This window comes from Methanoplanus sp. FWC-SCC4 (assembly GCF_032878975.1).
GTDB classification, from domain to species: domain Archaea; phylum Halobacteriota; class Methanomicrobia; order Methanomicrobiales; family Methanomicrobiaceae; genus Methanochimaera; species Methanochimaera problematica.
Window position 1 is genome coordinate 789,722 of the sequence record NZ_CP043875.1, and the last position, 18,382, is coordinate 808,103.

General features: G+C 35.8%; 20 protein-coding genes. 16 read left to right on the forward strand and 4 right to left on the reverse strand.

What is annotated here, in order from left to right; genetic code table 11:
- Nucleotides 1-25: 25 nt before the first annotated feature.
- Nucleotides 26-2,539, reverse strand: coding sequence for a fibronectin type III domain-containing protein (locus F1737_RS04040; protein WP_317137495.1), 2,514 nt, complete (start codon nucleotides 2,537-2,539; stop codon nucleotides 26-28).
- Nucleotides 2,540-2,901: 362 nt separating this feature from the next.
- On the opposite strand from F1737_RS04040, the gene F1737_RS04045 reads away from it, so the two are divergent.
- From F1737_RS04045 to F1737_RS04070, 6 genes are all read left to right on the forward strand, one after another.
- Complete coding sequence (locus F1737_RS04045) at nucleotides 2,902-3,579, forward strand: hypothetical protein (RefSeq protein WP_317137496.1); 678 nt, start codon at nucleotides 2,902-2,904, stop codon at nucleotides 3,577-3,579.
- Between the two features lie 109 nt (nucleotides 3,580-3,688).
- A complete protein-coding gene (locus tag F1737_RS04050; RefSeq protein ID WP_317137497.1) occupies nucleotides 3,689-5,074 on the forward strand; it encodes an SBBP repeat-containing protein in 1,386 nt (461 codons plus the stop codon).
- A 335-nt stretch (nucleotides 5,075-5,409) separates the two neighbouring features.
- On the forward strand, nucleotides 5,410-6,549 hold the full coding sequence (locus tag F1737_RS04055; RefSeq protein WP_317137498.1) for a hypothetical protein: 1,140 nt from the start codon (nucleotides 5,410-5,412) through the stop codon (nucleotides 6,547-6,549).
- A gap of 168 nt (nucleotides 6,550-6,717) precedes the next feature.
- Nucleotides 6,718-7,938, forward strand: a complete 1,221-nt coding sequence (locus F1737_RS04060) for a fimbrial biogenesis chaperone (RefSeq protein ID WP_317137499.1) — start codon at nucleotides 6,718-6,720, stop codon at nucleotides 7,936-7,938.
- A 280-nt stretch (nucleotides 7,939-8,218) separates the two neighbouring features.
- The gene (locus F1737_RS04065; protein ID WP_317137500.1) at nucleotides 8,219-10,390 is read left to right on the forward strand and encodes a vWA domain-containing protein; all 2,172 of its coding nucleotides are present in this window, start codon (nucleotides 8,219-8,221) and stop codon (nucleotides 10,388-10,390) included.
- Nucleotides 10,391-10,486: 96 nt separating this feature from the next.
- Nucleotides 10,487-11,404, forward strand: coding sequence for a beta/alpha barrel domain-containing protein (locus F1737_RS04070; protein WP_317137501.1), 918 nt, complete (start codon nucleotides 10,487-10,489; stop codon nucleotides 11,402-11,404).
- Between the two features lie 38 nt (nucleotides 11,405-11,442).
- On the opposite strand, the gene F1737_RS04075 is transcribed toward F1737_RS04070, so the two are convergent.
- Nucleotides 11,443-12,033 (reverse strand): lamin tail domain-containing protein, encoded by a 591-nt coding sequence (locus F1737_RS04075; protein WP_317137502.1) that lies wholly within the window; start codon nucleotides 12,031-12,033, stop codon nucleotides 11,443-11,445.
- Nucleotides 12,034-12,136: 103 nt separating this feature from the next.
- Here F1737_RS04075 and yidD point away from each other — a divergent pair, with 103 nt between their 5' ends.
- Entirely contained in the window at nucleotides 12,137-12,373 is a 237-nt protein-coding gene (yidD, locus tag F1737_RS04080; RefSeq protein ID WP_317137503.1) for a membrane protein insertion efficiency factor YidD, read from the forward strand.
- Between the two features lie 2 nt (nucleotides 12,374-12,375).
- Here yidD and xth read toward each other — a convergent pair whose 3' ends face one another.
- Complete coding sequence (xth, locus tag F1737_RS04085) at nucleotides 12,376-13,152, reverse strand: exodeoxyribonuclease III (protein ID WP_317137504.1); 777 nt, start codon at nucleotides 13,150-13,152, stop codon at nucleotides 12,376-12,378.
- 283 nt (nucleotides 13,153-13,435) lie between these two features.
- On the opposite strand from xth, the gene F1737_RS04090 reads away from it, so the two are divergent.
- Entirely contained in the window at nucleotides 13,436-14,038 is a 603-nt protein-coding gene (locus F1737_RS04090) for a phosphoribosylanthranilate isomerase (RefSeq protein WP_317137505.1), read from the forward strand.
- Nucleotides 14,039-14,052: 14 nt separating this feature from the next.
- On the opposite strand, the gene F1737_RS04095 is transcribed toward F1737_RS04090, so the two are convergent.
- The gene (locus F1737_RS04095; RefSeq protein WP_317137506.1) at nucleotides 14,053-14,487 is read right to left on the reverse strand and encodes a hypothetical protein; all 435 of its coding nucleotides are present in this window, start codon (nucleotides 14,485-14,487) and stop codon (nucleotides 14,053-14,055) included.
- A gap of 121 nt (nucleotides 14,488-14,608) precedes the next feature.
- On the opposite strand from F1737_RS04095, the gene F1737_RS04100 reads away from it, so the two are divergent.
- From F1737_RS04100 to F1737_RS04135, 8 genes are all read left to right on the forward strand, one after another.
- Nucleotides 14,609-14,911: a ferritin family protein gene (locus tag F1737_RS04100; protein ID WP_317137507.1), complete on the forward strand. Its 303-nt coding sequence runs from the start codon at nucleotides 14,609-14,611 to the stop codon at nucleotides 14,909-14,911.
- Nucleotides 14,912-15,467: 556 nt separating this feature from the next.
- The gene (locus F1737_RS04105; protein ID WP_317137508.1) at nucleotides 15,468-15,953 is read left to right on the forward strand and encodes a hypothetical protein; all 486 of its coding nucleotides are present in this window, start codon (nucleotides 15,468-15,470) and stop codon (nucleotides 15,951-15,953) included.
- Entirely contained in the window at nucleotides 15,950-16,189 is a 240-nt protein-coding gene (locus F1737_RS04110; protein ID WP_317137509.1) for a DUF2109 domain-containing protein, read from the forward strand. Before F1737_RS04105 ends, F1737_RS04110 begins: the two co-directional genes overlap by 4 nt.
- The gene (locus F1737_RS04115) at nucleotides 16,190-16,420 is read left to right on the forward strand and encodes an EhaD family protein (RefSeq protein WP_317137510.1); all 231 of its coding nucleotides are present in this window, start codon (nucleotides 16,190-16,192) and stop codon (nucleotides 16,418-16,420) included.
- Nucleotides 16,417-16,653 carry a DUF2107 family protein gene (locus F1737_RS04120; RefSeq protein ID WP_317137511.1) on the forward strand — a complete coding sequence of 79 codons (237 nt, stop codon included), beginning with the start codon at nucleotides 16,417-16,419 and terminating at the stop codon, nucleotides 16,651-16,653. The genes F1737_RS04115 and F1737_RS04120 overlap by 4 nt, the downstream gene beginning before the upstream one ends.
- Nucleotides 16,650-17,108 (forward strand): EhaF family protein, encoded by a 459-nt coding sequence (locus F1737_RS04125; RefSeq protein ID WP_317137512.1) that lies wholly within the window; start codon nucleotides 16,650-16,652, stop codon nucleotides 17,106-17,108. The genes F1737_RS04120 and F1737_RS04125 overlap by 4 nt, the downstream gene beginning before the upstream one ends.
- Nucleotides 17,105-17,716 (forward strand): EhaG family protein, encoded by a 612-nt coding sequence (locus F1737_RS04130; protein ID WP_317137513.1) that lies wholly within the window; start codon nucleotides 17,105-17,107, stop codon nucleotides 17,714-17,716. The genes F1737_RS04125 and F1737_RS04130 overlap by 4 nt, the downstream gene beginning before the upstream one ends.
- Nucleotides 17,709-18,377: a hypothetical protein gene (locus tag F1737_RS04135; RefSeq protein ID WP_317137514.1), complete on the forward strand. Its 669-nt coding sequence runs from the start codon at nucleotides 17,709-17,711 to the stop codon at nucleotides 18,375-18,377. Before F1737_RS04130 ends, F1737_RS04135 begins: the two co-directional genes overlap by 8 nt.
- Nucleotides 18,378-18,382 lie beyond the last annotated feature (5 nt).

Sequence of the window (18,382 nt, forward strand, 5' to 3'; positions counted from 1 at the left end):
ATTATATTGATGTAGCTTTTTTAAGCTACCTCTTAATCAAATAAATGATAAGTACAACTACAATAAACAATATTGTGAAGATTAGCAGAAGATTTATATAAGCAAATGTGAAATCTTCCTCAGTCTGGACCGGTTGATTGTTTGAAGATTTTGGTAATTCCGGTTGTGAGGACTCTGGTTCCTGACTTTCTACAATACTGTCATAAGAAATTTCAGTTTGATCTGTACTTGTTTTTTCCTCAACAGTTGACTGAATATAACTTAAATTGCTTCTTCTGCCGCCTCCGCCTGATGATTTAATTGGAGATATAGTATTTTCTGCTGGTTTTGTCCTTGCGGTATCATTAATAATTGTTTCATTTATTAATCCATACTTATCTGTTGTGCATGTTCCAATAGTATATTCGGTGTCCGGCAACAGGCCCGTAGCAGTATAGTTGCAAATGCCCTTTGCAACAGAGCCTCTGCTCTCTCCGTTGATATATATCAATATCTGAGTGAATTCAGGATCATTTGGATCAGTCCAGTTCCAACATATTGAGTTGTCTGTACAGGATATATTTCTTAGATTTTCCACACCTGTAAGAACTGTTTTATCAGAATATGTTATTCCCTTTCCATATTGCGGCGTCTGATTTTGATTTCCTGATGTATCAACCGTTACAAAGGATATTACATACTCTGTGTCAGGAATTAGTCCGTCTGTTTTTAATCTGTTTACATCCCCGCTTACAGTATAATTTTTGCCTCCGATCCGAATATTAATCTCTTTTAAATCTGGATCTGTTGGATTTATCCAGGTCCATTCAATATAGTCCTGCCCTGCTGACTCATTTAATATTTCAGATACGCCCATCGGAGGAATATTATCTGCTTTTGTTATTCCTGTGGAATTTATGAAACTTTTATTTTCAACACCAAAAATGTCTATTGTACTAGTCGATATCTCGTATGATACATTTGGTAAAAGACCTGATTTTTGGAAAAATTCGATTCCTTTTCCAACCCTTGCAATCTCCTGATTATTATGAGTAATTATTACTTCAACAAATTCATCATCAACAGGATCTTCCCATGTCCAGTTAATATGGTAGTACCCTGTATCCTGAACTGATAAATTTGAGACTGTGCCTAATAGTGTCAGGTCAGTTAAGGTTTTTGCATTGGCATTAGTCCAGGTTTCATTGAGAATTCCGTTTTTGTCTACTGTCTGTGTCTTTATTGAATATTCAGTTGAGGGCATTAATCCTGTCATGTTGTACGTTTTATTTCCCTTCAATATGATGTCCAGAAGAGAATCCTCTGAAAAAATCATTACGTGAGAATAATCAGGATCAACCGGCTCTTCCCATGTCCAGTTTATCCACGTGTATCCTGACGAGACAGAAGTGAGATTAATAAGGCCCGTTAACAAATAGTCAGGTGATGTTTTTGAGGTATTGAATACTTCAGTTTCGCTGAAATCTCCATTTTTGTTGACTGTGAAAATTCCTATTGTGTATTCTGTATCGGGGTTCAGGTTATCAGCTTTATAATATTGTATTCCTGTGGGAATATTTTCTTTTGAATCACTGCCTGAGAAGTTAATAAGGATATAATCCAGATAGGGGTCGTTTGGTTCTTCCCACGTCCATTCTATGGATTTTGATTCATATGTTATATTTTTTAGATTTTCAACAGGTAAAGGCGGTTTTGGTTCATAACTGTGCAGAGGCATATAATCTATATTCAGAGATTCGTGATCAAGTGTTAACTTACTATCACAAATGCCGTCATTGTTTACATCATGCATCGATTCCGAGGTTTGTCCTCCTACACCTTTTCCATAGTAATTTCCTGCAGTAATAGGCCCCCCAATAATATTTTCTTTAATTAGTGGGGTTATGTTCCATTTATTTTCATAACTACCGGTGAAGGATACATCATGATATTTATTATTAAAAATGTTGTCATAGATTAAATTTGAAGAACCTTTAAAAATTATAATTCCATAAAAATTATCGGAAATATTATTACGTGTTATCTGATTGCTACTGCTGCGATCAATTTTTATGCCACTTTGTGCATTATCATAAATGTTTGAATTAATCAGGATATTGTTTTTTGTTCCTGGGCCCAGGCATATTCCAAAATAATTATCCCTCACTTCAATTTCCCTGAATGTACAATCATCTGCAGATGAAAGAAGGCCATAACAATTTGAACTGGATGAATTTATCAGGACCAATTTTTCGATTATTGCCTCATTTTCTTTTACGTGTATACAGCTTTTATTATTAAATCCGTCAATAACAGGATAACCGGAACCTGAATCATATCCGATTAAGGATATTTTTTTGTCAACTACGATATTTTCCTGATAAATTCCTGAATGAACCAGTATAGTATCTCCTTCTGTTGCATTGTTTATATTGTCCTGTATAGACATTCCTGGTGTCACGTCGATCTCTTCTGCACAGACCGGCAGAAATACAGTTGAAAGCAATAGCATCAATACTAAAAATCCATATTTTATCAGTGCATCATTTTTATATTTCATAAATCCTTTCTCCCATTTTTATTATCGGAAAAGGAAAAAAGGCTGAAAAATAACCCTGATTAAAAAATTAAATTTTTATCATCAGAGAATTGAATTATGAAGATTCAATTTTTGTAACAATTTGCCGGATTCATCCTTTGCCGAATTAATCCAAACATTAAAAAATATATATTATATTTATATGCTAAACAATAATAATATGCGAGTTTCCTATATGCCCGGTAAAGAGAAAGTAATGCTGGGCATACCTTTTTATTTGAATTTTTTGATAACTGAATCACATGGCCGAAAGATATTGGCAATAACATTGCTGATGTTTTGGCTGCCGGTTATTCCGGTATAAATTAACAGGGGGATTTCAGATGAGAAGAATATTTTTTTGTATATTACTTATTGCAGTATTTACGGCTGTACAACCTGCCCTTGCTTTGGAAGAAGTTGTAATTAATGGAGATTTTAAATACGGAAATTTTTCAGGATGGGAGTTATCAAAAAGGCCGCCTTCAATAGAAACGGATTCTTATGGAAATCATGCAGTTGGATATTTCTTCACAGGAAAGCACATTTTACAGCAGATTGACTTCACCGGTGTCGATATGATAAATTATGATATTTACATTATGGCTCTTGGTCCTTTTGAACAGACTTTTGATGTTTATATCGGCAAAAATCTTGTGAAATCATATGAAAACGAAATATTTTCCTGGCGAACAGAAACAATTGACACTTCATATATTGAAGGTGTTCATCCGTTAATTTTTTCTTCGGAGGGTAAACCTGCTACTACAATGAATATTTACATTGATAATATCTCCGGGATAAGAGAACCAGGAAGTTTCAAAGGAATTCAGAACTCGCCTTTAGGATGGATAGCCTTCCCGGTTGCTATACTTTTGTCCCTTTTTATAATGAGAATCAATATATATACAAAAAATACCCGGAAAGGATTAAAAAAATCTGATAGTGATGATATTATTAGTAAGGAGTCTTGCTTAGCACATTTAGATGAAAAACTTAATAGTGATTCATATATGAAATAAATAATTCTTTAATTTATTGGGGGAAATTTGAATGGAAAAAAAATTATTTTTAATTTTAGCGATATTTTTAATTTTATTAATTTTAATTCCGTTTTCATACGCCTATTTTTTGGCTCCAATTAAAGATGATCCGGATATTATCTTCTCGACATATTTTGGCGGAAGTGGTGAGGATTTTGCATCATGTATGGCAGAAGGATACAGTAATGAAATATACATTGCAGGTCAGACGCAATCCACAGATCTGCCTGTGAACAGAAATCTATCCGGATTTTTTCCTGGTTCACAGGATATATTTATTGCCTGTTTTAATCCTGATGTGGGTAATTTTACTGAGATTACGTACTTTGGAGGTTCCGGGGATGAAAATGTAAAAGCGATACATTTTGGGGAAGATGGAAAAATATACATTTCCGGGAGTACATCATCAACTGATTTTCCTGTTACGCCGGATGCATTTCAAAAAAGCAATTCCGGTAAATGGGATGGATATATTTCGGTTTTTGACCCTAAATTAGAAAAACTGGAATTTTCATCATATATTGGCGGTGAGGAACAGGATAGTATTCAGGATATGGTTATTGATGAAAATAATTATGCGTACATCACCGGAGTTACTGATTCATCCAGTTATCCTGTTTTAAAAGATTCTTTCCAGGGGAAAAAAAGTGGTAAGAGAGACGGTTTTGTTTCAATAATTGATCTGAATAAAGGAGAAATAATTCATTCAACTTTTTTAGGTGGGGCTAGTGATGATTACGGTGAATCCCTTGGAATAGATGAAGACAAAAATGTTTACATCACAGGTTATAGTTATTCGTCAAAGACCAGATCTTTCCCTTTGAAAAATGAACTGTTTGGGCCATCACCTTTTTCATACGATGCATTTATTACATCATTTTACTCGGATTTGTCAGATATAAAATATTCTACATATTTTGGCGGAGACAGTGGAGACAGGGGTACAGATATATGTGTTCTGGAAGACGGTGATGTATATTTAACAGGTTATACATATTCAGATAATTTTCCGGTAGTAAATGCATTTCAGAACAATTTTTCAGGAGATAAAAATTCAGATGCATTTATTGTGAGAATAAATAGTGACTGTTCTGAAATTATTTTTTCAACTTATCTGGGTGGAACAGGCAACGATTTTTCTAATTCAATCTCTATTGGTGAAGATGGTTTAATTTATATTTCAGGGAGCACATCATCAGATGATTTTCCGGGGGTTTTGAATAATCCTCTCATAAAAGACGAAAACTCTGAAGTTGATGCATTTCTGACAATATTTTTGCCGGATGCAAAAAATATTGTTTCATCTAAAAAATTTGGTGGAGAGAAATTTGATTCTGCTTTGGCTCTTGTTGATATGGATTCAGGAGTATGTATTGCGGGCAGAACAAGTTCCAATAATTTTTATCTGGAAAACCCGAATTTTAATAATAATGAAGATTCATACGATGCATTCCTGACAATATTTCCTAAATAAGTAAATTTCAAAAAAAGATTCATTTTTAATAAGCATGGTTTTTATATGCAATCTTAAATAAACCCAAAAATCCTATATTTTTCCAAAATAAATTATTATGGTCTGTTTTTTATTTGTTTGCCAGAACTGTTGGGCAAATGTATATATGTATCAATAATTTATGATGGAATTGGTTACATTAATCCATGGAACAAAAGTTTCAGTTTTGATTGTATGTAATCCTCGAAATCAGGATTAATGATAAAGGGAATCCTGTTTCATTTAAATTTATGGTTTGAGATGTCTAAAAAAGATGAAATGAGACATCTTTATAGCCTAAAGGATGTGTGAAAAAAATGATGCAAAGAACAACAAAAATTGGAGTTGTATTTTTCCTTGTAGTTGCATTTGCCCTGGCAGTTCCTGCTATGGCAGATACAATGTCTACAGGGGTTTCAATTGCAGCAGGGGGCGGAGATCCACCGGTCATCATGTGCAAATGGGAACAGGATGAGAGTGGATATCTGGAAGAAGGAGATATCAGCCATATTTGGCCTGGTTCACAATTCCTTCCAAACACAGTATTTGAAGGAACGACAACCATAAAGTATTATGCAGTTCTTTTTGATGAGCAGGATGGAGGAAATGTAAAAATTGTTTCTGCATATGTTTATCACCCTGACCTTTATGGCATGGAAGAGGGAGACTGGGAGCCGTTCAAATACCAGGTAAGACTTAGCAAAGTGGGTCACGGACCTGATGAAATCGCTATGGTAGAAGATGCTGTAATGGCAGGTCTTGTTGAATTTGGATATACCAATGATGGAAGCGAGGTTGTATGGAATGGTGACGACAAGACTTCGGTCAAACTACTTCTTGAAAAAGGTACTGCAGATCTCTGGGAAGGAGAAGCGATAATACATTATTGTCAGCCTGCCGGAGAGTACGAAGTAGTAATGAAAGCGATGGACCAGAATGATGTTGCTGCAAATGACCTCGTGAATGTATTTGATTATCTGCCTGTAGATATGGCTGAGTTTGACTTTGCCTCTGTAGACTATGGCAGCACAACAGTTTGCACCAACAAGTGGGCAACCGGAAACACGATCTTTTTAGATGAGGACGGTTACCCTACTGTAAGAAATGTCGGAAATATTCCCTTAAATGTTGTTATTGTAAGACAGGACGACATGGGATTCGGATATGATAATGAGGGCAACTGGGATGTCACGTTTGATGCCCGCCTTGGAAATGACGGGGTAGGCCAGGTAATTACATATGATCCTGTAAAGATTACAGATCCTGGTCAGAATGCGGTTCTTCCTAATATCCTCTGGATGTGCCACAGTGAAGAACTTGACTTCTCCATTCATATACTGAAAGGATGGTATACGGATGATCCGCACATTGGAACAATGACTCTTGGAACAACTCCTTCAGAAATTGCACCGTCATGGTCTAATGGAGGATGGATCTACTATTCCAATAGTGGTTAATTACCCTGAAAAAAATTCAATCAATTTTGCCTAAAAAAAGGCAAATAAAACAAATTTTTATTTTTCAAAAATGTATCCTGAGTGATATTTTACCAAATATTTATAAGAACTGCTTATCTGATCAATGTGGAAAAACTATTTATATCTCCACATAAAGAAGATACTCCTATGAGGGGGATATATTCAGGTATTAAATTAATTACATTTCTGATATTATTATCAGTATTTATATGTGCATTTGCCAGCGCTGCGGGAATTGCAGTGACGCCGTCAAAAATGACAATTGACAACGCTGTAAGGGGTGGTGAATATGAGAATACGATTATTGTATTCAATCCCAATGACTATCCGATTCTTGCTGAAGTCAGTGTTTCAGGAGATGTCGCGAACTGGGTGAAAGTTTATAATGAAAATGACAGAGAAGAGCCGGTCTCTGAAATTTCCATAAAAGAATCAAATCTTAGATTGGTTGTTGTAGTTAATGTTCCTGATGATGCAGTGAATGGTATACACAATGCCAAGGTAAACATTGAAACAAAATCATCAAAAGACAGTTCCGGAAATGTCGGGGCAACACTGAAAGTGAGAGCCACATCTTCAATTAATGTTGATGTTTCAGGAATAGAAATAAAAGATGGGGTTTGTGATTATATTAAAATCAGTGATTCTGAGGTTGATTATCCGGTGCCAATTAATTTTGTGTTTAAAAATACCGGCAATGTAGTTATTAGTCCTGAGATTTCAGTGACAGTTAAAAAAGACGGTAGTATCATTGATACATTCTCAAAAATTACTGTTCCTGTAAAACCCGGAGTAAAAGAAGAAATATTGGAAGAATGGGAAAACAAAGGACTTGAAAGCGGCGATTATGTTGCAGTTGTTGCCGTTTCTGTTGATGGTAAAGTAATTAAAAAAGAAGAATCTGATTTTAAACTAATTCCCAAAGGTACATTTTCACGCCAGGGAGAATTTAAAAAACTGACTTATGAAGGAACAGCTACTGCCGGTAAAATCACCAAAATAATTGGTACTTTTGTGAATACCGGTGAAATTTCTACAAAAGCAAAATTGGCGGGTGAAATTTACAAAGATGGATCTTTAGATTCCACCTTTGAAACGGATGATCTAATGGTTTCAGTACTTGATACAGAAGATCTGGTTTATTACTTCAAGCCTGAAGAAAGCGGAGAGTATACAGTCAAGGCAGTAGTCAATTATGAAGGCAAAAAAACCGATGAAAAAGAGGTATCATTAACTATAACGGGCCAGAATTCGTTAACATCTTCTGATACAAAGAAGAGTGAATCACAGGCTCCTGTAGGAGTCATTACGATTGTTGGATCAATAATATTTGCTATCTGCCTGATATATGGCAGAAAACAAAACTAATTTTTATTTTTAAGCTGCTATTTGTTATGATAGCATCTCTTTGATTTGTGTCACAAAAATTTCATGAAATTTATAGGATTTTTATCTTTTACTTCAACATAAATATGTAAATTATTTATCAAATTTATTGTAATTATTAGAAAATCTGCATATCAGATTTGCTGTCTGAATCATACAACATACTCTTATTAAGAAACAAAAGGAATATCCCGCTTACCGGATGAAAACATGCTTTGAATTTTGGAATTTAAAAATTGTTTTTATTCAAGGGGGTTAATCGATGGTGCATAATGGTATGGAATATGGCAATATTTTAAACTTCAGGCTGTTTTTGTTATTTATTTTTGTCACTCTTTTTATTGCAAATCCGGCTTATGCAGAACCCTTGCTGGATCTGCAGAATTCAGTTGAACCGCCAATCATCAATATAAATAATTGTACGGAACTTCAGAATAAAACGACTGTTAGTGTTGATGTATCGGGGTTTGGTGAAGAGAATTTAAATAAGGAATTTGATGTTGTATTTGGTTTGGATTTCAGAGACGGGGTTGACTGGAGTGAGCCCTCTGATCCTGTAAAAGAAGCATTAATATCATTTGTTGATTCTCTTGACTATGATAATAATCAGGCAGGATTCGTTTTCTGGAATGATACTGTTGGTTTTAAGCTGGATTTTACAAGTGATTTTGATACTGCAAAGGATTTGTTTGAGGAATTAGGCGGGGTCGGATATTCAAATGTGACGGCAGGATTTGAATCATGCGCAGAGATTCATGACCTGACCGGAAGAGTCGGCACTGATAGTTATATCATTTATATTACTGATGGCAACAGCCCGGAATATGAAGACGATGAAATTGATGAATTTGTTTCAAATGCCCTGAATAAAGACTATGTCATTTATACAGTCAGTATCGGAATTATTGATAATTCAGATGAAGAATTATTGAACAAAATAGCCGATGAAACGGGAGGTTCTTCTTTTTATCCTGTTGACAGAGATGAGTTATCAGAAACCATTCAAACAATAATGAGAGATATCCGGACAGAATCTGCGAGTAATTTAGTTTTGAATTTGGAATTTGAGAATTATGTTTTAGTAAATCCTGATTCTTTTAGCATTGCTCCTGACACAGTCTCTTCCAATGAGGACGGAGAAACAACAATTGTCTGGGATGACCTTTTAAAATCTGCCGGGGACAATGCAGATCTTAACCCGGATGAAACTATTTCACTGACATTTGATATTCAGTGCTCAATTTCAGGAGAAGATTTGCCAGTAATTATTCCTGAAAATTCATATGTCACCTTTGAAATTGGAAGTGAAAATTTCAGACAGGATATTCCCCAGATATATATTGATGTAATTGGTGAACTTTTGGAAGAAACAGATGAAGAGACAGAGTTGAGTAAAATATCTCCGGGAAGTACTTCATCCGGTGTTGAAATAGTAACCGGCGGAGGTGAAGTACCTGTCATTCTTGCAAAATGGGAACAGGACACCAATGTTTATCTCGAAGACGGAGATGAATTACATTCCGAACCCGGAAGCCAGTTCCTTCCACCGCTTGAATTTGAAGGTACAAAAGAGATAGAATATTACGCCATTGTATTCGATGAAGAGGATGCGGGGAATGTATCTGTTGTGGCAGCTGATGTTTATCATCCTGATAATGAGCTTTTGGCAAATACGGAATATGAACTAAAAAAATATCAGATAAATCTTAAAAATATTGGAAATGATGATGAAGCAAAAGAACTTGTTATGGATGCTGATGCAGCAGGCCTTATCAATTTCAAAGACGGTTATTCGTTAAAAGGTTTGAATGATGATTCACAGGATCCGGAATCAAGCGTATTATATTATCTCAACAAGGGGACAGCTGATGTATGGAAAGGAACGGCAGTGATTCATTATTGTCAACCGGCAGGTGAATATCTGGTTTCTGTAAGGGCTCTTGACAGAAATTCAAATCCTTCATTGCCGTTAAATAACATTTTTTACTATAGGCCTGTTGGCGGAGTTGAATTTGATTTTGTAAGTGTTGACTATGGTAATGCAACAGTTTTAGAGAACAAATGGGCAACCGGAAACACGATCTTTGAAACCGGAGACGGACTTCCTACCGTTAGAAATATTGGCAACATACCTGTTCGAATAAAAATTGTCCGGCAGGATTCCATGGGTTTTGGAATAACCAATAATGGTGAATGGGATGTCAAATTTGATATGCGTCTGGGAAATAGCGGTGAAGTTGAGACATATTATCCCTCTTACGTGAATGGTCCTGATGTTAATGTTGTTTTGGAGGATAAACTCTGGATGTGCCACAGTGAAGAGCTTGACTTTTCAATTCATATCCTCAAAGGTTTTTCAGGAGAGTACCACAGTGGTGAAATTATCTTAAGTTATGAAGATGCATGGACTGACGAAACAAATGAAGATCTTTGAAAAAATTATATCCATATTTTTTCTTTTTATAAGTATTACCGCTTTAGATTATAAAATTCCAACAAGTTTTATTATTTAAAAAGGCTACGAATAAGTATGTCTGTTACATTTGATATTGAAATTCCGGCAGATGTGCCTGAAAGTGCAAAGGCAACATATATACAGAATTACCGGATGATAACCCATGATAGCGGAAGACTAATGCTTTTTGCAGGGGATCAGAAAGTTGAACACTTAAATGATGACTTTTTTGGAGACGGCATCCATTCTGATGACGCTGATCCTGAACATCTTTTTAAAATTGCAGCTAATTCCAGAATCGGAGTATTCGCAACCCAGCTTGGGCTTATAGCACGTTACGGGAACAATTACCGTGATGTTCCATATCTTGTAAAGTTAAACTCAAAAACACATCTCGTTAAAACAAGTCAGAAAGATCCTGTCAGTCCACAGTTATATTCAATTGACCAGGTTGTCAGCTTCCGTGAACAGAGCGGGCTTAAGATCGCAGGCGTAGGATACACAATTTACCTTGGAAGTGAATATGAAGACATAATGCTTGCTGAAGCAGCACAGATTATCTGGGATGCGCATCAGAATGGCCTCATTGTGGTATTGTGGATTTACCCACGCGGGCAGGCAGTTTCGGATGAAAAGGATCCCCATCTGATTGCAGGTGCAGCCGGAGTTGCAGCAACAATCGGTTCAGATTTTGTTAAAGTCAACTCTCCTAAAAAGGAAGGTTTCAATCCGGCAGAGATGCTTAAGGAAGCATCGGTTGCAGCAGGAAAAACAAAAGTTGTGTGTGCGGGAGGTTCCAGTGTATCAGCAGAGGGATTCTTAAAACAGCTTTATGACCAGATTCATACTGGCGGTGCATCAGGAAATGCAACCGGCAGAAACATTCATCAGAAATCACTCGAAGAGGCTGTAAGAATGTGTAATGCGATATCTTCCATTACAATTGATAATGCAGACGTTGAAACAGCGGTTAAAATTTATAAAGGGAATTAATTCCCTGATTAATTTTTTTGATTTTATTTCAATAATTATTAAAGACTCTTTTCAATATCAATCAGATTTTTGTTTTCATCGTATATTTTTGCAATATCTCCTTCATCGTCCCACACATTTTTTTCCGACCAGATCATCAGGTTATCTTTATCCGTATTATTATCCTGATTGCTGTTTGAGTAAATAGTAACAGATTTTCCAGGTTGAATTATGAATTCGGGGAATGTAAATACATGCAGGCCGTCTGAATCTGTAATTTTCCATCCTGTTAAGTCAACAGGATTATCCCCCGGATTTTTTATTTTTATTGATTCGTTTATCGTATCAAGATCACTCAATTTAATAATATTTTTATTTATGAGTGGACCCGATATATTCAGGGAAGGTAATTTAATATTTTCAGTATCAGTGCCCTGCAGTATCTCTTCATAATTTACCATTTTTTCGGATTCGTTTTGAGAAAGATTATTTTCGTTATTGCTTTCATCTTCAGGTGAACCATAATAACTCACCATTCCTATTATTGTTCCAAGAATAAGAGCAATTATAATGATAGATATTATTGCCTTACCAATTATATCATTCATATATGTGCGGCATCCCTCTCCACATCCATTTTCTTCTGGCATTATGAGTAAAAATGTACATATCTGGAATATATTGTTTTCCAGACATTCTAATAAAAGTCTCAAAAAAATTTAAATAAATCCATTCTGTAAAACTACGTTGCAAATGAAAAATATTCCTGTTTCATTGTCGGTATATTTAATAAAAAAATTGTGGCATGGCAATTTTGGAAGAACGGCAAACAAAAAACACAATATTTCGTGCAGGTATGTTCCGTCATGTTCAAATTATGCAATAATGGCACTTTTAAAATATGGATTTTTCAAAGGGTGGTACATCTCAGTAAAAAGAATAATGAGATGCACTTCAGAGATTCCCAAAGGAACGGTTGATTATCCCTGATTTCATACATCAATTTCAAGAGTTACCGGGCAATGGTCTGATCCCATAATGTTGGAAAGCATTGATGAACTTTTAATATTTGGAACAAGTTTTTCGTCTGCAAAAAAATAATCTATTCTCCAACCGACATTTCTGTCCCTTGCTTTTGATTTTAAGTCCCACCATGAATAATATCCTCCTTCTTTTGTAAAAAGGCGGAATGTATCTACAAATCCTGATTTGAGTAACCTGTCAATCCACTCTCTTTCTTCAGGTAAAAATCCTGATATTCCTGAGTTTTGTTTAGGTCTTGCAAGGTCAGTTTCTTTATGGGCAGTGTTAAAATCTCCACATATAATTATATTTTTACCGGCATCCTGTTGTTCTTTGAAAACATTAAGACATTCTTCGTAAAATTCCAATTTATACCTGAGTCTTTCATCAGATGCTTTTCCATTCGGAAAATAAATATTATACAGAATAAAATCCGGATATCCTGCAATAAGAATTCTGCCTTCCGAATCAAAACGTGTTTTACCAAACCCTGTTTTAATAAGTTCCGGCTCTTCTTTTGAATAAATTGCAACCCCGCTGTACCCTTTCTTTTCTGTTGCAGAGGAAAAGTATGAAAAATAACCTTTTGGGTGGCGGATAGATGAAGTTAGCTGGTCTTCATGAGCTTTTGTTTCCTGAAGGCATATAATATTAGGATCTTCTTTTGAGATAAAATCCAAAAGGCCTTTTTTTGCAATTGCTCTTAAGCCGTTCACATTCCATGAAATAATTTTTGTTATTGTCAATATTATCTGCTCCCCTGATAAATTTTTAATAAAAAAATCCCAGGTTAAAATCTTTGTATCTTTTTAAAATATTACCTATTGTAAAACTTTGGTTAAACCTGAAGTATGAAACAATTATCAGATTTTTGTTTTTTTTGAAACCTGCTGGCATTTTTGGTCACATTATCGAGGCTGAGTACTAAAATTCCATCAATATTTGAAATTAAGATTCCTTTTAAAATATGATACATGAATAATTATGTACATATCGTAAAATCACAATATGTATTTAGAGGCTTAAATTATGGTACGGGTTAAAATTTGTGGAATTACTTCTGTTAAAGATGCTTTATTTGCAGAAATGGCAGGAGCTGACGCTATAGGTGTTGTAATGTCGGATGAATCCAAAAGAGATGTCACTCCTGCACAAGCAAAAAAAATTTTTGAATCACTCGGACCTTTCATATCAAAAGTTGTAGTTACACATACAAAGTCACAGGAAAAATTAAACGAAATAATTTCGCTTAATCCAACTGCTATTCAGATATCAACAGATATCAAAATACCCGATAATTATGTCGGAGATTTAATCAGAGTAGTAAAATCCGGTGAAAGCATTCCTAATGACTGTGATGCAGTTATAATTGATGATAGCAGAGGAGAGGGAATTAAATATAATCCTGATTTTTCAAAAAAGACTGTTAAGATATCTGATATCCCTGTAATACTTGCAGGGGGCCTGACTCCTGAAAATGTGGCAGAGGCAATATCCGGAATAAAACCTTATGCGGTGGATGTATGCTCAGGCGTTGAGCTAAACCTGGGAGAAAAAGACAATTTTAAGGTACTTGAATTTTTAAGGGCTTGTGGCAAGATTCCGGAAGTCAGAAGAAAAAGAAGAAATTAATTTTTTGCATGATATCATTCAATAAAAGGTCCGGGCTCTTTGTCAACATCAAATTCATCTGCAAATGGCATGATGCCTTTAATATAATATTTTTTTGCAGGACTTTTTAAAACAAGTTCTCCAAAATCCAGTACTGTAATCATTAATGGAAATTCACTAAGCCTTCCCTCAAATGTGGGATCATTTTCCTTGCCAAATTCAATGAATTTTTCTGCAAGAATAAAAGGTCTTTCAAATTCCGGATAATTTTTGAATTCAACAAGGTCTTTTTCATATGTTGAATTCTTTGCCAGATCGGGTTCAAAGTAAAGAACCACATCTACACTGTATACTTTGTGGATTTTTATTAGCTCAAGCACATCATAGGACTTATTTCTGGAAATTCCAAGAGATGCAAACTTTTCTTCAGGATTTTCTCCTTTAACGCTTTCCATGCTCTTTTTTTTCATGTTACCAAAACTCTTGAAATTACTTTAAACCCCATTATAAATAACGAATTTGATCACAGGGGGGGATAAGCTATTTGAAGGATAAAATCAATTATTGGATTTATATAGGAGAGTCTTTAAAATGCCGGAATTTGGAAATCCTTTTTCAGGAATGAAAAGTGATAGAAAATTAACAGACGAGGAACTCATAAGAGCAATCAGATTCATGGTTTCTGCTGAATATGAGGCAATTCAGCTCTACGAGCAGCTTGCAGAATCGACAGACAATAAGCTTGCCAAAGAAGTACTTTATGACATAGCCAATGAAGAAAAAGTTCATGCAGGTGAATTTTTAAGACTGCTGCACGAACTTGAGCCTTCCGAAGAAAAATATTATAAAGAAGGCTATGAGGAAGTGGAAGAAGAGATTGAAAAAATCAAATAATTATTTTTTTAAATTTCATTTAGTCCTTAAAGGAAACAGGTCCGGTGAATTTGATTTTCAGTATGTATTTAAAAACAGAAATGTGGAAATTTTGTTTGAACAGTACTTGATCCAATCAGTTTTTTTTAAAGCAGGCATTATTTATTCTAATATAAATTGAATTAGAAAAATCCGGATACCCTTTTGAAATATATTTGGATAATATTCTGGCATTTGACTTTTTGAGATATATTTTCCAAAATAATATGAAATGGTTAAAGGCGCGTTTTCTTATTAATATCAATATGATATAAATCTAAAACGATTTTAAAAATAATTATTTCACTTATATCATTAATCATTTTTACCATATTGTTGTAATTTGTAAATATAAAATTGTTGACAAAAAAGTCTTATCATCTAAATCACAAGGTGAATGTGATAATATATCATTATGCCTTAGAATATAACATCGTAAAAGGTTTGGAATCCAAAACCGGAATAAAAAACTGTGTTAATCAAAACCTTTATCGCTTTACCGAAATGAAAGAAAATATACTGGAGATTTGGATTTGATATGCTAACTGAACTGGCACAAATATTTGTGGCTTTCATTGTCGCATGGATTCTTTTTATTGCAGTTGATCTTATATTCAAACTGCCTGAAAAAGGAGGTGTTAGCGGTGCTGATGCCATCGGCAAAGAAATTGAAAAAACCGGTGGTAATATAAGCGGCGGTTATATGATGGGAAATATCGTATGTTCGCCTGATGCATCCGCAGGAACATTACTTGCAGCGTGCGGGGTTTATGCAGCAGGAATATGGGGTGGACTTTTTGCAGCACTTCTTGTTTTTGTTGGAAACCGTATCTGCCATGATAAGGGATATGCAGGCACAACAGGTGCTTTAGCTGCAACAATAATAATATACGGATTTTCAATGGCAGGATTCTTACCTGAAATGTTTATAGCCGGAATGGTTGTCGCAATTCTTACGATCCAGGGAATTTCGCAAAAATATGCAAGCATGTTGCTTGGAAAACTCTGGAGGATAAGATCATGATCGCAGAATCTGTCTGTGGACTGGTTGCATTGTATTCTGTTATCAGAGTTATGGCGGAAAAAAATACTCTCCGGAAACTGACTTTCCTAAATGTCATGAATTTTGCAATAACCGGTTTAATTATACTTGTGATTCCCCATCCTCTTGGAATTGCTGCTGCTGCGGCATATTTTATTGGTTCAACTCTTGAATCAAATGCAATTGCAAGTACTTGGTCTAAACGGGGTGATGTCTGAATGCAGGACTTTTTAGTTATCCTTTTCACGGTAATTGCAATTATCGGAGCTGTTGGAACAGTTTTGCAAAAAAATGCCTATGATAAACTGATTTCTCTTGCTGTTCTTGCCGGAGGAGTCATACCTTTTGTTGCAGCCAAAGGATATCTGGATGTTGCTATTGCAATCTCGCTGATAATCCCGATGACTACAATAATTGTTCTTCAGGCTGTATGGAGGTTTAAGGAATGACACCTGAGTTTCTTTTGGGTCTTGGTATTCTTTTAATCGGTGTAATTGGTGCATCATTTCCACAGCCCAAGACATATATCAACCGGTTGATAAACCTTGAAATATCCGGTTTTGGTCTTTTACTGATAATGCTTGCATACGATGAAACGCTGGCACTTTTAACCTTCATAGCCGTCACAGCGATAACAACATTTGTAATTGTAAGAGTTCTTGAAAGGAGGGCTGTAAATTGAGCATTGTCCGAAAAATATCACGAATTCTTCAGAATCATGATAATCTTGTAATGGTCTACTCATTGCTGGTAATACTGGTTATAATTGTTGGATTTGCAACACTTCCTGATCTTGCATATTCAAAAGATCAGCTATATCAAAAGAATATCGATTCCGGCAGTTCACTGAATCCGTATGACAGGGGAGGCATACCTTTTGAAAAAGCAGAAGTTAATGCACAATACCCTGACAACTCTCCATATCTGGGATATGTGACTGCATACTTAACACCGGTTTCGCTGTTTATTGCAAGTCATACTCTGTATGCGGGAACGACGATAGTTTCACACCCGGGGGGTATTATCGATGAGATTTTGTATAATACAAGGGGACTGGATACAATTGTTGAAACGAGTATTCTTTTTGTGGCCTTTACAATTGCAATGTTTCTTTTCAGGAGGCGTGAAGAGGAATGATTCTCCAGATATTATCTGAATATCAGACAGGTCTTTTTATTGCATTTGTCTGTATTGCAGTTGCATTTATTGCCCTGATAAAAGAAAAAGACGACCTCCATCGCCTTTTGCTAACAGATATAGTGGAAATAATTGCACTTGTTGTAATTGCTCTTATAGGCACAGATCTTGCAGAGGCCTTAATTTTACCGGGACTGGTTGTTGGAATTGCGGAACTGCTTGCACTTGCAGAAGTGTATATTGAGAAGGAAAAACTTGTAAATAGTCCTGAAAAATTCCTTCATATAGAAATTATGGATTCTGCGCCGGTTATTCTGGCTGTTCTTTTCCTGCTTTACGGAATCATACTATCAGGGTTTACAGGCGGTGCTGTTGCAGGTGTTGGAATGGTCTTTTATTTCCTTTGTAAAGGAAGCAGCGAAAAAACCGAAATCATTGAAACTGTCAGCGGTTACGCATGGGTAGCCTGGGTTTTTGCCTTCATAATTTTCATGACACTGCCCCAGTACTGGTTCTTTGCCGTAATGATTGCAGGAGCCGGAATATTTGCAAAAGTTGCTGCAAAGATGTCAATTGTCGGCACAATGCGGGGTGAGAGAAATGTTTGAGCTTGTCAACACAGATATCGAAGGACAAATATTTGCATACCTGCCATTTGGCGACATTGTGGATTATTTCAGTCCTTACACAACGATACTTTTCATATTTGCACTTGTGTTTACAATTATTGCAATTGTGTCAAAACCGGAACGTCAGGTGGATGTTGCATTTGGCGGGGATGCCTACTATACAAAAGACATCTCTGACAAACAGATGAGATTCCAGCGTTTTATGGCTGTAGCATGTGGTCTTGCAACAATGGGGGGTGTAATAAGCGGTGATGTTTTCAACTTCACTCTCTTTACTGCAATGGTCGGGATTGCCAACATCGGTATTGTAGCATCGACCAGAAATAAGCACGTATTGGACAATGCCTATGAATACGGCATTCTTGCAATGATTGGGACTCTTCCTCTCTTCGCAGGTGCTGCTATTACAGTTGCAGTGACGGGAACACTTAGTATGTGGCTGCTGTTCACGCCTGCAATATCAGTCCCGTTAATCGCAAAACTCCTGCTTGTAATAGGGGTTTTGGCTGAAGGAATGGCTCCTGTATATGTTGCGAAAGCTGAAATCACAAGGGCTCCTGGTGCACCTTACATTCTTATGGTTCACGTAAGTTCACTTGTCATGTTCCTTCGTGTAATTGAAATAGTAATCTCGATGTGATGCAA